At 44.0% G+C, this 12,870-nt stretch carries 11 protein-coding genes; 10 read left to right on the forward strand and 1 reads right to left on the reverse strand.

Features of this window, described 5'->3' with window-relative positions; all coding sequences use genetic code 11:
- Positions 1–117: 117 nt before the first annotated feature.
- Positions 118–1,755: a M28 family metallopeptidase gene (locus tag NO989_RS13515; RefSeq protein ID WP_014947750.1), complete on the reverse strand. Its 1,638-nt coding sequence runs from the start codon at positions 1,753–1,755 to the stop codon at positions 118–120.
- Positions 1,756–1,944: 189 nt separating this feature from the next.
- On the opposite strand from NO989_RS13515, the gene NO989_RS13520 reads away from it, so the two are divergent.
- The 10 genes from NO989_RS13520 (at position 1,945) to NO989_RS13565 (ending at position 12,602) form a co-directional block, all read left to right on the forward strand.
- Positions 1,945–2,280: a DUF1820 family protein gene (locus NO989_RS13520; protein ID WP_061438894.1), complete on the forward strand. Its 336-nt coding sequence runs from the start codon at positions 1,945–1,947 to the stop codon at positions 2,278–2,280.
- Positions 2,281–2,318: 38 nt separating this feature from the next.
- Positions 2,319–4,070: a DUF885 domain-containing protein gene (locus NO989_RS13525; protein ID WP_287498387.1), complete on the forward strand. Its 1,752-nt coding sequence runs from the start codon at positions 2,319–2,321 to the stop codon at positions 4,068–4,070.
- A 2-nt stretch (positions 4,071–4,072) separates the two neighbouring features.
- Complete coding sequence (locus NO989_RS13530; protein ID WP_371342732.1) at positions 4,073–4,582, forward strand: hypothetical protein; 510 nt, start codon at positions 4,073–4,075, stop codon at positions 4,580–4,582.
- A gap of 247 nt (positions 4,583–4,829) precedes the next feature.
- Positions 4,830–5,579: a recombinase RecA gene (locus NO989_RS13535; RefSeq protein ID WP_371342733.1), complete on the forward strand. Its 750-nt coding sequence runs from the start codon at positions 4,830–4,832 to the stop codon at positions 5,577–5,579.
- On the forward strand, positions 5,579–7,066 hold the full coding sequence (locus NO989_RS13540; RefSeq protein ID WP_371342734.1) for a DNA polymerase Y family protein: 1,488 nt from the start codon (positions 5,579–5,581) through the stop codon (positions 7,064–7,066). Before NO989_RS13535 ends, NO989_RS13540 begins: the two co-directional genes overlap by 1 nt.
- A 36-nt stretch (positions 7,067–7,102) precedes the next feature.
- The gene (locus NO989_RS13545) at positions 7,103–10,192 is read left to right on the forward strand and encodes an error-prone DNA polymerase (RefSeq protein ID WP_371342735.1); all 3,090 of its coding nucleotides are present in this window, start codon (positions 7,103–7,105) and stop codon (positions 10,190–10,192) included.
- Positions 10,193–10,333: 141 nt separating this feature from the next.
- Positions 10,334–11,125, forward strand: coding sequence for a hypothetical protein (locus tag NO989_RS13550; protein ID WP_069943475.1), 792 nt, complete (start codon positions 10,334–10,336; stop codon positions 11,123–11,125).
- Entirely contained in the window at positions 11,106–11,378 is a 273-nt protein-coding gene (locus NO989_RS13555) for a hypothetical protein (protein WP_371342736.1), read from the forward strand. Before NO989_RS13550 ends, NO989_RS13555 begins: the two co-directional genes overlap by 20 nt.
- Positions 11,379–11,470: 92 nt before the next feature.
- The gene (locus tag NO989_RS13560) at positions 11,471–11,935 is read left to right on the forward strand and encodes a hypothetical protein (RefSeq protein ID WP_371342737.1); all 465 of its coding nucleotides are present in this window, start codon (positions 11,471–11,473) and stop codon (positions 11,933–11,935) included.
- 136 nt (positions 11,936–12,071) lie between these two features.
- Positions 12,072–12,602: an acyloxyacyl hydrolase gene (locus tag NO989_RS13565; protein WP_014975262.1), complete on the forward strand. Its 531-nt coding sequence runs from the start codon at positions 12,072–12,074 to the stop codon at positions 12,600–12,602.
- The last annotated feature ends 268 nt before the right edge of the window (positions 12,603–12,870 follow it).

A 12,870-nucleotide genomic window follows, 5' to 3' on the forward strand; every position in this document is an offset into this window, starting at 1 on the left:
TCAGCTCTCAGCGTTCCAACATGCACATAATTCATTACTTCACTTACTATTCGTAAGCTACAGGCACAAAAAAAGCAGCATAAAAATGCTGCTTTTTAACGTTTAATAAATATGGACTTACTTGCTAAACGTGTTTCCAAAGAAATCGCCGTCGTTCCACTTAGGCTTGTTCTTTTGGTTTGCTAGTGTCCAACCAATTTGCGCGTTAACCTTGGTGAAAGTCTCTGCCGCATTCCAGTTGAATGGCTGGTTAATGTCGTCGCTAGGCTTATGGTAGTGCGTAGATAAGAACTGACCAAACACCTTGCTGCCATCTACGTTAGGATCTTTAGACTTCAGACCCGGCACCATAAACACTGAAGGCACACCTTGCTTTACAAACGCATAGTGATCTGAGCGAGTGAATAACGCTTGCTCAGGCCATGGGTCAGGGCTTAGTTCAATGTTGGCATTCGCCGCCGCTTTTTCCACTGACTCTTGCAAATCACTGTGGTTCGCGCCAAACGCAATAACGTCTGCAAACTCGTAAGTCAAAATTGGCATATCTAGATTTACGTTCGCCACCATTGAAGTAACCGGTACAGTTGGATTACGAGCAAAATAGTCTGCACCTAGCAGGCCCTTCTCTTCACCCGTTACCGATACGAACAGAATTGAGCGCTTTGGCTTTTCTTCCATTTCGCTAAACAGGCGTGCAGTTTCTAACATCACTGACGTACCAGACGCATTGTCCATGGCACCATTGTTAATGTTGTCTTTCTTCACGGTCTTGGCAAAACCAATATGGTCAGAGTGAGCAGAGAAAACCACATACTCGTTTTTAAGCTCTGGGTCAGAACCTTCAAGTACACCCACAACATTTGGGCTAGTGATGGTGTCGTGTACGCTCGTCTTACTGATATCAACCACACCGTTTAACGCAAAGCCTTGCGGTACTTTGTCGGCTTCAAGCTGTGCATAAACGTCATCAAGGCTCTTTTCTGCGCCTTCAAATAACTTACGCGCAGCGCCTTCACTCATGTAAGCGCCACCTTTAAGCTGAGAAAAGCTGTTTGCAGGCTGACCACTGTCGTCTAACCATGCCATACGCGGCGTATGGATGTAGTTCAAACGGCTTTGATAAGGGCGTACCTTTTCATTTTTAGGCGTTGTGATAGTGATCATGCCAATAGCGCCATTGTCTACCGCATACTTTTGCTTTTGATAGCCAGACGCAAAGTGAGCGCCCTCTTCTGATGGAAAGTCACTTGGCTTACCAGCAAGCGCTACAACAACCTTACCTTTTACATCTAAGTCTTTGTAATCGTTGTGAGATAGCTCGTCTGCCACAATGCCGTAGCCCACAAAGACCATTTCACCTTTTACATTAGCCTCGGTGCTAAGCAAGCTCGGGCTAGCTAGATATTCTTTCGGGTAGTCAAAATCGACGGTTTCGCCGTTTTGCGTGAAAGTAAACTTGGGAGACTCTTGAACCAGATTCGCTTTGCGAAACGCTACGTTTTGCATGTAGCCGTCTGTACCCGCTGGCTTCAAACCATATTTAGCAAATTCGGTCGCAATATATAGCGCCGCAATTTCATGGCCACGAGAGCCCGTGTCACGACCTTCAAGCAAATCATCTGCTAGGAAAAACAGGTGCGATTTGATTCGCTGTGTATCAGGGTTAAAAGCATTGTCTGTCGATGCGTGGTTATGGGCAGTAGCAGCAAAGGTCATTGCTGTCATTGCACTACCTATAAGGAGTTTTTTTATCATTCTAATTTCACCATATAACTAAGTATGCATCATGGTAACGCAGTTGATAGGCGGAATACCATTAAACTACTAACGTTTACCATGTGTTTCCTACCGTTGCTCGCATTTTATGAGCAAGGTAAAATTGCCAGCCACATACCGGCTCAGCTTCCGGGTGTTTTTATATTTTTTTAGTGAAGAGCAGCATCTATGTCAAAAGACGACATTCTTTACCGCGTTCAGTTCATCAGCAACGGTGAGCGCTATGAGTTATACGTGAAAAGTCTTATGCAGGGCGCTTTGTTTGGCTTTATCGAGATAGGTGACTTTGTGTGGGATACTCACACAAGTGTTGTTGTAGACCCTAGTCATGAAAGGTTGAAAACCGAATTTTCTGAAGTAACAAAAACTTATGTACCGATGCACAACATTTTGCGCATTGACGCCGTAAATAAAAAAGGTTCAGCCAAAATTACTAAATTAGAAAATAAATCTGATAAAGTAACTGCTTTCCCTAGTCCAATATATACACCAACGAAAGAGTAACCGCCGGGTCATTCCGGTGAAGGTTGCCGGAGACCCTTATGTATCGCTATGTTTTAGCAGCATTATTATTTATTTGCAGCGTTAGCTCATCTGCAAAGGACCTTAACGATGAAAGCTTGTATCAACTACTTGATGACATTTGGCAATACGAGCTTTCGGTTTCCCCGCTTCTAGCTTCTCGCGAAGGCGATACTTCACTCGCTCACGTATTACCAGACAACTCTCCCAAAGCCCTGAAAGCACAAAATGAACAATGGCGTACTTTTCAAAAGGCCTTAAGTCAGTATAAAAAAGAAGACATCTCTACTGATGCTTATATTGCCTTGCTGATGCAACAATATCGTTTAGCTAACTATGTGGACGAATATACGTATCGCGCGCATTTAGTGCCTATCAATTCAGAATATGGCTTCCACGGTGCAATGGCCTCGCTTCCTAATTTATCCACCTTTAAGCGCGTAGAAGATTATCAGGCCTACATTAGCCGCCTAAATGCGCTGAAACCTTATTTTGACCAACAAATTGCGTACATGAAACAGGCGCTAAAAGAAGGCTACACGCAACCTAAAGTCGTGCTGAAAGGGTTTGAGAACTCGGTGGCGTCATACATTGTTGAAAACGCCGAGGACAGTGGCTTTTATTCTCCATTTACCCGTTTCCCAGAGTACTTTACTGCCGAGCAAAAATCAGCGCTAACGGAGCAAGGCAAGGCTGCCATAAATAGCAGCGTATTGCCTGCGTATCAAATGTTCTACGATTTCATGGTAGATGAATACATTCCCAACGCCCGTGAAGATATTGCCGCGAATAACTGGCCTGATGGCGTGGCGTATTACGCCAATAGAGCCAAGCATTACACCACCACGGATATGACGCCTCAGGAAATCCATGATTTAGGTTTGTCTGAAGTAAAACGCATTCGCGCGCAAATGCAGCAAATTGTGGATGAGCTTGGCTTTGATGGCGACATTAACGAATTCATTACGTTTTTACGCGAAGACCCGCAATTCTATGCCACCAGCGCTGAAGATTTACTAAAAGAGGCGTCGTTTATTGCAAAGAAAATGGACGCAAAACTTCCTTCGCTCTTTGAGTATCTGCCAAGAACACCCTACGGTGTAGCGCCTGTACCAGACGCTATCGCGCCCAAATATACAACGGGCCGTTACATTCATCCTAGCCGCGATGATCAGCCTGGATATTACTGGGTAAACACTTATGCCCTCGATAAGCGCCCTTTGTATGCATTGCCTGCACTGACCTTGCACGAAGCAGTGCCTGGCCACCATCTTCAAATATCGTTGGCAGCAGAGCTTGAAGACTTACCTATGGTACGTCGTAACACCTATATTTCAGCGTTTGGTGAAGGCTGGGGTCTGTACTCTGAGTTTTTAGGTATTGAAGCAGGTATTTACGAAACGCCGTACGACAACTTCGGTCGCTTAAGCTACGAAATGTGGCGTGCGTGTCGCTTGGTTGTGGATACCGGTATGCACACGATGGGCTGGAGCCGTCAACAAGCGGTTGATTATATGATGGAAAACACCGCGCTTTCAGAACACAACGTAAATACTGAAATAGACCGCTATATCTCTTGGCCAGCGCAAGCCTTGTCTTACAAGATTGGTGAAATCAAAATTAAAGGCCTTCGCAAGAAGGCAGAGAAAGCATTAGGCGAGCGTTTTGATGTGCGTAAATTCCACCGCGCCGTGTTAGAAAACGGCTCAGTTCCATTGTTTATCTTGGAGCAAAACATCAATACGTTTATAGAAGAACAAAAGGCACAATAAACATGATCGTTGCATTTGGTGTTATTGGATTACTTATCCTGTTTTTAATTTACTTTGTGCTGCGAGCGCAGAATTTACAGAAAGAGCTGGCGCTATTGCGTCACTCGAATAAACAGACCAACAACAAGGTTACGTATGCTTATCGCAACCTTGTTCTTGTTACAGATGCGTTAGAGAAAAATCTTACTGCGCGTATTGAAAGTGCCTATAAAAGCCGCCTTATCGACCATACTCAATACAATGCGCTGCACCCGCTTATGCGCAACTTTTCGACAATCGTCATGGCCTGTTGTGAGAAAGGCATGTCATTTGAGGAGTCACTGAATAAGGTGCTGCTTAATGAAGAAGTGACGCTTGAGGAAATTCGTGAGGTGGTGAAAGCACTCCCTAGCAACGTACGTATGGTGTGGTCAAAAAATACCGCCGACGGCTTCATTGCTTTTTGCCAAACCGTTACAGCAACAGTAAGTGGCACGACTACAAAGGCTCAAAAAGAACCATCTGAAGAGTAACATTTTACTCTATGTCCCTCGTTAGCGCTTATACAGCGCTAACTGTATGGCAGGGTCGTCTGCTTTGCTATGTAGTAAGGTCAGCGACCCTAGCCATGTTCCTACACTTTTAAAAGTTTAATCTTTTTACCTTTCCAGACTAATCAGTAAGTTAGCACTTAAAACAACAAGCCAAAAACCTTTTGTCTTGAAAAGGGTTATTGCTGCACTATAATACTGTATAAAAATACAGTTCATTTTGAGTACCATGAATAAATCGTTATCCGTGCTTAATAACCACCCGCATATTTGGCGGGCCAGAGATCAGAGACAAAGTGAAACCAAGTTTTCACTGGGTTTTCCGCGTCTGGATAAAGCTCTTAACGGTGGCGTTGCATCTACAGGTCTTGTCCGTATCTCTTCGTTAACCGGCATGGGTGAACTTTCACTCTTTAAACAGGCTATATGCCAACACCGTACGCATAAGCTGGTGGTATTTATTAACCCTCCCGGGCTACTACAGTCGCCGTGGTTAGAAAACTTGGGGCTTAAAGCGCAACAAGTGCTGGTAGTAAAACCAGGTTCTGAACAAGAGTCGTTGTGGGCAGCAGAGCAATGTTTAAAAAGTACGGCTTGCCATTGCGTAGTGCTGTGGAGTAATGCTGTAAATCAAAAAGAAGCACGACGCCTACAGGTAGCAGCAACGCATAATGATGCGCTGTGCTTACTGTATACTCCACCGCAACAGCAGGCCTCACAGTTAGGTTATCCGAAGGCCAGCTTAAGTGATTCACAAGCCACTCCTTCGAATCAAAGCGACGGTGCATTACCCATTACGTTGGATATTGCGCTAAAGGGTAAACCCCACGCTTTGGCAGTGAACATACGCAAGCAGCGTCATGGGTGGCCCAAAGATAACATTGTTATTTCCCATCGGTGGACCCCCGACAATCACGCCATTAAATGGGCCATGGCACACAACACGCTTTCCGATCAGGCATTACACTCTGTGAGCTAATGATGCTGTGGGCTTATATTTACTGCTATCAACTAACTTTAGACAGCCATATCAAAGCGGCTAGAAGTAAGCGTGCACATAGCCAGTTGTCGAAGCACGAAACTAACAACCAGTATTCAGCGTTAGCGTCGAATACTCCCGTTGCAGTGTACTGCAGTAAAACAAACAAAATTACGCAGTGTAATGATATTGCGAAAAAAGAAGGTATTGAAATTGGGCATGGGCTAGCTCAAGCGGCGGCGCTATGCCCTTACGTACATATTCTGCCTTTCAGTGAAGAAGCCGAAAAGCATATGCTGACGCAGTTAGCCCATCGGCTTTACCCACTGGCTTCTGACATCGTATTAGACAACCACATTCACTCGAATAGTGTCAGCGGTCTGGCAGTAAGGCTAGATAATCTAACTCATTACTATGGCGGCCATACGCCACTGTGGAAAACCTTAACTCAAGCTCTGGCTGAAGCAGATATTCGTTATCATTTTGCTAGCGCATGGACAATTGAGGCCGCAAAAGTATTAGCGCTTCATAAATTTAATACCTACTTACATACATCCGATGACATAAAAAAAGCGCTAAGTGCGTGCCCGCTTTCTATTACGGCTCTATCTCCCAAGGTCATTGACTCATTGGCAAGGGTGGGCGTTTCCTGCGTACAACAGTTGCTTGCCATGCCGGTACAAGAGCTGGGGCGGCGCTTTGACAATGACACCATTATGTATCTTACTGCGTTAAGGGGAGAAACCTTTCCACGCGTTACGTTATTTAGGCCTTTGGAGCACTTCGATAATTTTATCCTCTTGCCTTTTGATATTGAAAACACGCAGCATCTAACCCCTTTTGTCACCCAGCAGTTTGAGCATTTATCTCACTATTTACGGGCAAGAAACTTATATACATCCAGCATCAGCGTACATATTCATTTCAGAGAAGCACCTGTAATGGATATTAATATACGTTCGGCGCTTCCTCAGTCATCAGTAAAAAGTTGGCTGCCGTTATTTAGTCTTAAAACTGAGAGTCTGGTGTTGCCTGAGCCAGCTACAGCCATTGCGCTTACCTGTCAGCAATTTGAAGAAATGGATACGCAGAATGGCGATTTTTTTAGCGACAGATTTAACGATATTGCACAAAAGCAATTAATTGGGCGCTTAAACGCGAAGCTAGGCGATAACAGTACGTTTCAACCTCGCGCTGCCGACAGCCATCAATTTGAATATATGACGGTGACGGAGCCGAGCGTCGGTAACTGTGCCGGTAATTACGCTTATAGCAGTGACATTACGCCTACCTTCACCTTTGATGTACCTAAACCGCTTATTCAGGCTACCCAAATTTGCTTTGGCCCCGTGCGATTACACAGTGAGTGGTGGCATGACAGCCCAACAAAGCGTGATTATTTCATCGCCCAAACTGAGCAATGCGTAAGGCTTTTAGTGTTTAAAGATGAAGAGAGCCGCTGGTGGGTGCAGGGCCTTTTTTGTTAGCGGTATGCGGTTAAAGAAAAGGGTAAAGGCTATATCATGAAATACAGTGAGCTCTTTTGCCAAAGCAATTATAGCTTTCTTTGCGGTGCCTCTTCCCCCGCAGAGCTTGTTACCACGGCATCTTTCCTTGGTTACGACGCGCTTGCCATTACCGATGAATGCTCAGTGGCGGGAGTAGTACGAGCTTTCGATGAAATTAAGCATCAGGGTCTACCGATTACGCTTATTGTGGGTAGTTACTTTGTATTTGATGACACTTTATCTTTTGTGCTGTTGTGCCCGAACAAAGCGGCCTATAGCGAACTGTGCCGAATTATTACTAACGCGAGGCGTCGCTCTGATAAAGGTGAATATCAACTTGCTGAGTGGGACTTGCGTACCATTCGCCATTGCAAATTCATTTGGTTACCAAGCGGCAAAGAAGCTAAAGACAAGCATTGGGCTGAATGGCTGCAAAAACATCCTAGTATTGATGCCTATATTGGCGCTCAGCGCCTATTAGACGGACGGGATCACCACAGGTTTGCGCATTACAATCATCTGCAGTCTGCCTACCCTTTCCCTGTTATTGCCTGTACAGGTGTACTCATGCATCACGCTGACAGACTGCCGCTTCAACATGTATTGCATGCTACTAACGTGCATACCAGTGTAGATAAAATAGGTCGGGATGCGTTGAGTAATGCAGAGCGTAGTCTGCGAACCGTACAAAAAATTAAGAAGCTTTACCCTGAGAAATGGATTGCCAATACCAATGCCCTTGCCCACGCATTCACATTTTCTTTAGAAGAGCTGCGCTACCACTATCCTGCAGAGCTTGTACCTGAAGGGTATACGCCCACTTCGTATTTGCGGGAACGTGTAGAGGCCGGCATAAAAGTGCGCTTTCCTGAAGGTATAACCCCTGATATCCGCCAAACCATAGAAAAAGAACTTACGCTTATTGCCGAGCAAGAGTATGAGTATTTCTTTTTAACCATTTACGACATTGTTCAGTTTGCCAAGCGACAACGCATTTTGTATCAAGGGCGCGGCTCTGCGGCCAACTCGGTAGTGTGCTATTGCTTGGAAATAACCGCAGTAGACCCAAGGCAAATAAGTGTGCTGTTCGAGCGCTTTATTTCCAAAGAGCGTAACGAACCGCCAGATATTGATGTGGATTTTGAGCATCAACGCCGTGAAGAGGTCATCCAATACATTTATCAAAAGTACGGCCGGGAAAGAACCGCTATCGCGGCTACGGTTATTTGCTATCGCTTCAAGTCAGCGTTTAAAGATGTGGGCAAGGCGCTGGGCTTTAGCGAATCACAGCTTGATTTTGTGGTAAAGCAGATTAATCGCCGAGACAGCGTTATTCCGTGGAAATCCCAGCTGGCAGGGCTTGGGCTAAACCCTGAAGAGCCTAGGGTGCAGCAGTTAATTACCCTTACCGAAGCTTTACTGGGCACGCCCCGACATTTGTCGCAACATGTAGGCGGTTTTGTTATTAGCGCAGGGCCGCTCTACGATCTTGTTCCTGTTGAGAACGCCGCGATGGAAGAGCGTACTATTATTCAGTGGGATAAGGACGACATTGAAACCTTAGGCCTATTAAAAGTCGATGTACTCGCGCTTGGGATGTTAAGCGCTATACGTCGTGCATTCTCTCTTATCAATAAACAATACCCTGTTGAAACCAGTATTCCCTTCATTACTAAGCTCGGGGATGACAAACAGGTTTTCGATATGATTTGTCGGGCCGATACGGTAGGCGTTTTTCAAATAGAATCACGGGCTCAGATGTCTATGCTGCCAAGGCTCAAACCTCGTCGCTATTACGATTTGGTCGTACAAATAGCCATTGTACGGCCAGGTCCGATTCAGGGTGATATGGTCCACCCTTATTTGATACGCCGACACGGTAACGAAACCATTAGCTACCCATCTAAAGATGTGGAGAAAGTTCTGTCTCGCACCATGGGCGTGCCTATCTTTCAAGAGCAAGTGATTCAGCTTGCCATGGTTGCAGCTGGCTTCAGTGGCGGAGAAGCCGATCAACTGCGGCGCGCAATGGCGAGCTGGAAAAAAGACGGTAGAATTTTTGAGTTCAGAGACAAGCTTATTAAGGGGATGACGGATAAAGGCTATGACAGCACGTTCGCCCACAACTTATTTGAACAAATAAAAGGCTTTGCAGGTTACGGCTTTCCTGAATCGCACTCAGCATCTTTTGCCGTATTAGCTTATGTGTCTTGCTGGTTGAAGTTTTACTTTCCTGTTGAGTTCTACGTAGCGCTGTTAAATAGCTGGCCCATGGGGTTTTATTCTCCGTCTCAGTTAGTTCAAGATGCTAAGCGTCACAACATACGGGTAGAAGCGCCCTGTGTTAACCAATCTGACGTTGAGCATTCTCTGGTGGTACAAGGCCAAAAAAAACACATTCAGCTTGGTCTTAAGCTTATTAAAGGCTTAAGTGAAGCATCGTCTCAGCTTATCGTGGAAAACCGTTCAGACAAAAGCTACACCAATGTTGAACAATTACAGCAGCTATCGCTTAAAAGTCACGAACTAGAGGCACTGGCCAGCGCCGATGCCCTTCGCACTATTTCAGGCAATCGATATGAAACTCGCTGGCGAATTATGGATACTCAAACGCGTTTACCACTGTTTGATACTGACGATTTTTATGCAGATAAAAATGCCACACCACTGGGTGCTGCACCGACCGAGGCAGAAAACTTACTTGAAGACTATGCCTCAACCGGCTTATCAGTAAATAACCACCCTATTTCTTTACTCAAGAAGCAGCATAAGCTTAAAGACATAAGCTGGTCCAATTCACTTAAAGACAAGACCAATAAATCTGTTGTAAAAGTGCTTGGCGCAGTAACAGGTCGTCAAGCACCAGGCACTGCCGCAGGTGTTACCTTTCTGACTTTGGAAGATGATATAGGCAATATGAACGTTGTGGTGTGGCAAGCTACCGCTCGTGCTCAGCAACAAACATTTTTAAAAGCTAAACTGTTACAGGTAAATGGTATTATTGAACGCTCCAAAGAGGGAGTTATTCATATCATCGCAGGTAAGCTTATTGATCGGACGCCGTGGCTCGAAAAGCTGTCATTAAGTTCAAGAGATTTTCACTGAATATTTTACACCCGCAAAACGATAAATTATGGTGTATAGCTATGCGATTTATTTTTGTATTAAAAAACTTCCTCTCAAGGAAATGCTTCAAAGATAATTTATTTGTATATTGTAAATTGCTGTAGTCATTTGGAGTTTAGAATGATGCGATGTATTGGGCTTTTCATTGGCTGTTTGTTTAGCCTTAATATTTATGCAGATAAATATGTGATTGGCGCACAAAACTTAGCTTATTTCCCCCATTACGATTTTGCATCATCAACAGATAAAGGGGTTGCCTGGTCAATTTTAGAAGCTTTTTCTGAAGCTTCGGGACACGAGTTTGTGTATTTAAGCTTGCCTATAAGACGGCTTCAACTCGAGTTAGTTAAAGGTAATGTTGACTTTGTATACCCTGATAATAGAGGCTGGTATAACAGCATTACCACTTCAAATGACAAGTACTTTTCCCTCCCATTAACCAGCGCAGTAACGGGGACAATTGTAAAACGACAGAACGCTGGGAAAGGCATCGAAAAGATAAAAAACCTCGCCATGCCGTTAGGCTTCACACCGGTAAATTGGCAAGAAAGAATAGACACTCAACGTACCCAAATAACTTGGGTTACGGATATTCAACAAGGCTTGGCGCTTTTGTACCAAGAACGTGTAGACGGGTTAGATTTAGAGTATTTCGTTAGCCAGCGATCTGCTCCTCTATCATATGAGCAAGATGCATTTACTTTAGATTTGACGCTTCCACATAATGAAATTCCTTTTTCCCTATCTACGCTTTATCATCAAGACATTATTAGTGAACTTAATAAGTTCATATCCTCAAATCCAGAATTAATTGATAGTATAAAAACAAAATACGGAATAACCCCTTTCGAGCAGTTGTCTCAGAAGCTTTTGATAGAACAAGGATTGAAAATTGAAGAGGTTTGGAAATAGTATTCGTCGCTTTGTGCAAATGGCGGTATTGCCAGTTACATGCACACTTTCAAGTCCTTTTGTTTCAGCCGACACCTATATCGTAGGCGCTCAAAATATTGAATATTATCCGTATTACAACTTTTCATCGGATCATGAAAAGGGGTTGGGTTGGGCTATTCTTGAAGCATTCTCAAAGCAAAGCGGACATCGCTTTGTATACTTGAGCATGCCAGTTAAACGCCTTCAGATAGAATTGAAAAAGGCAATGTAGACTTTGTCTTTCCTGATAACGCCAGATGGTATGATCAAATAACCCATAGCCTTAACAAAGTATATTCTGAACCTCTGGCAGAAACATTCGCCGTGACTTTGGTTAAAACAGATAACCTTGGTAAAGGAATTACTCATATAACAAAACTTGCCACGCCAGACGGATTTTCCCCTGTAAAGTGGGAACAGCAAATTAAGAACGGTACCGTTAAGGTAACAGGCGTAAACAGTATTTATGATGGGCTTAACCTTCTACAGAGCGATAAAGTAGATGCTTTAGATGTGGAATATAATGCCGCTAAAAACGTTGCTCGTCGCTTTCCGCAAATGGGATCATTTGCCGCTGATTTAACCCTGCCACACAACGTTGTCTCATTTTCGCTATCAACCTTAAGACACCCCGAGATCATTGCCGAGCTCAATACATTCATACTTTCAGAATCTGAAAGCATAAATAAAATTAAAGCGAAGTATGGTATTGAAGATACAAAGCAACTGATCGAGCGTCTGATGGAAGAGCAACATGTAAGTGCAGATACACGCTGGACACCTTTGTAAAAACTTCAACAGTGTCAGTAAATTACACTACTCGCGTGGAATAGTTCGGCATTTAGTTTTTATTATCTCTTTGAAATTAAAATAATTTTTAATTGGAAAAAATTTTGCTTGTTGATTATCAGATCAAGGAGCAATTATGAAACAGGCATCACTACTTCTATTTTCTTTTTTCATTATTTTCACCGCAAGTAGCGTACAAGCGAAACAAACCGTGAGTGTAGATTATATGCACGGCTTTGACGATATCGATGGTATGCGCTTCGCGTACAGGCCACTTGAACAAACGCTTACTACTGATTGGTTTGGCGACCTAAAGCTATACTGGGAAGTGAGTGCCGTAGTGTGGGAGTATGGTGAAAACGATACACATAGTACAAGCTACGGCGCGTCATTAACTCCTGTATTTATGAAACAGGTTTCAACGCTCTATGACAAATATCCCGTATATATAGAAGCGGGGATAGGAGCGAGTTACATAGGTAATCAGAAAGTCGCTGGTAAAGATATTGGATCTAACTATCAGTTCGAAGACAGATTAGGTGTTTTTGTAGAGATCGATAAGAAACAACATGTCGCACTGCGCTATATGCACTTTTCAAACGGCGGCTTCAACAATGACAACCCCGGATTAGACTTCCTGAACCTATCCTACGCCTACCACTTTTAAAGACATGGGGTCAGAGTACATTTTCATTTCTCGAGCATTTCGTTAAGGGCTGTTTTGATTTCGAGGAGTATTAGAAGTATTAATGTACTCTGACCCCATTTTGATGTTTTGAAGGGGAAAGATTGGGGATTAATGTACTCTGACCCCATTTTTTGTTTCTTCCAGACGCAAAAAACCCGCCGTTAGGCGGGTTCAGACTGTTGAAAAAGCCCTAGACGAAAGTCTGGGGCTTTGATCTAATAGGCATAGTGAAATTCGGAGTGTTCAC

The organism is Alteromonas sp. DY56-G5 (assembly GCF_041414725.1).
Classification (GTDB): Bacteria; Pseudomonadota; Gammaproteobacteria; order Enterobacterales; family Alteromonadaceae; genus Alteromonas; species Alteromonas macleodii.

Coding starts and splice junctions, on each gene's coding strand:
- NO989_RS13515 (WP_014947750.1), bottom strand. CDS start 1,755: ATGATAAAAAAACTCCTTATAGGTAGTGCAATGACAGCAATGACCTTT.
- NO989_RS13520 (WP_061438894.1), top strand. CDS start 1,945: ATGTCAAAAGACGACATTCTTTACCGCGTTCAGTTCATCAGCAACGGT.
- NO989_RS13525 (WP_287498387.1), top strand. CDS start 2,319: ATGTATCGCTATGTTTTAGCAGCATTATTATTTATTTGCAGCGTTAGC.
- NO989_RS13530 (WP_371342732.1), top strand. CDS start 4,073: ATGATCGTTGCATTTGGTGTTATTGGATTACTTATCCTGTTTTTAATT.
- NO989_RS13535 (WP_371342733.1), top strand. CDS start 4,830: ATGAATAAATCGTTATCCGTGCTTAATAACCACCCGCATATTTGGCGG.
- NO989_RS13540 (WP_371342734.1), top strand. CDS start 5,579: ATGATGCTGTGGGCTTATATTTACTGCTATCAACTAACTTTAGACAGC.
- NO989_RS13545 (WP_371342735.1), top strand. CDS start 7,103: ATGAAATACAGTGAGCTCTTTTGCCAAAGCAATTATAGCTTTCTTTGC.
- NO989_RS13550 (WP_069943475.1), top strand. CDS start 10,334: ATGATGCGATGTATTGGGCTTTTCATTGGCTGTTTGTTTAGCCTTAAT.
- NO989_RS13565 (WP_014975262.1), top strand. CDS start 12,072: ATGAAACAGGCATCACTACTTCTATTTTCTTTTTTCATTATTTTCACC.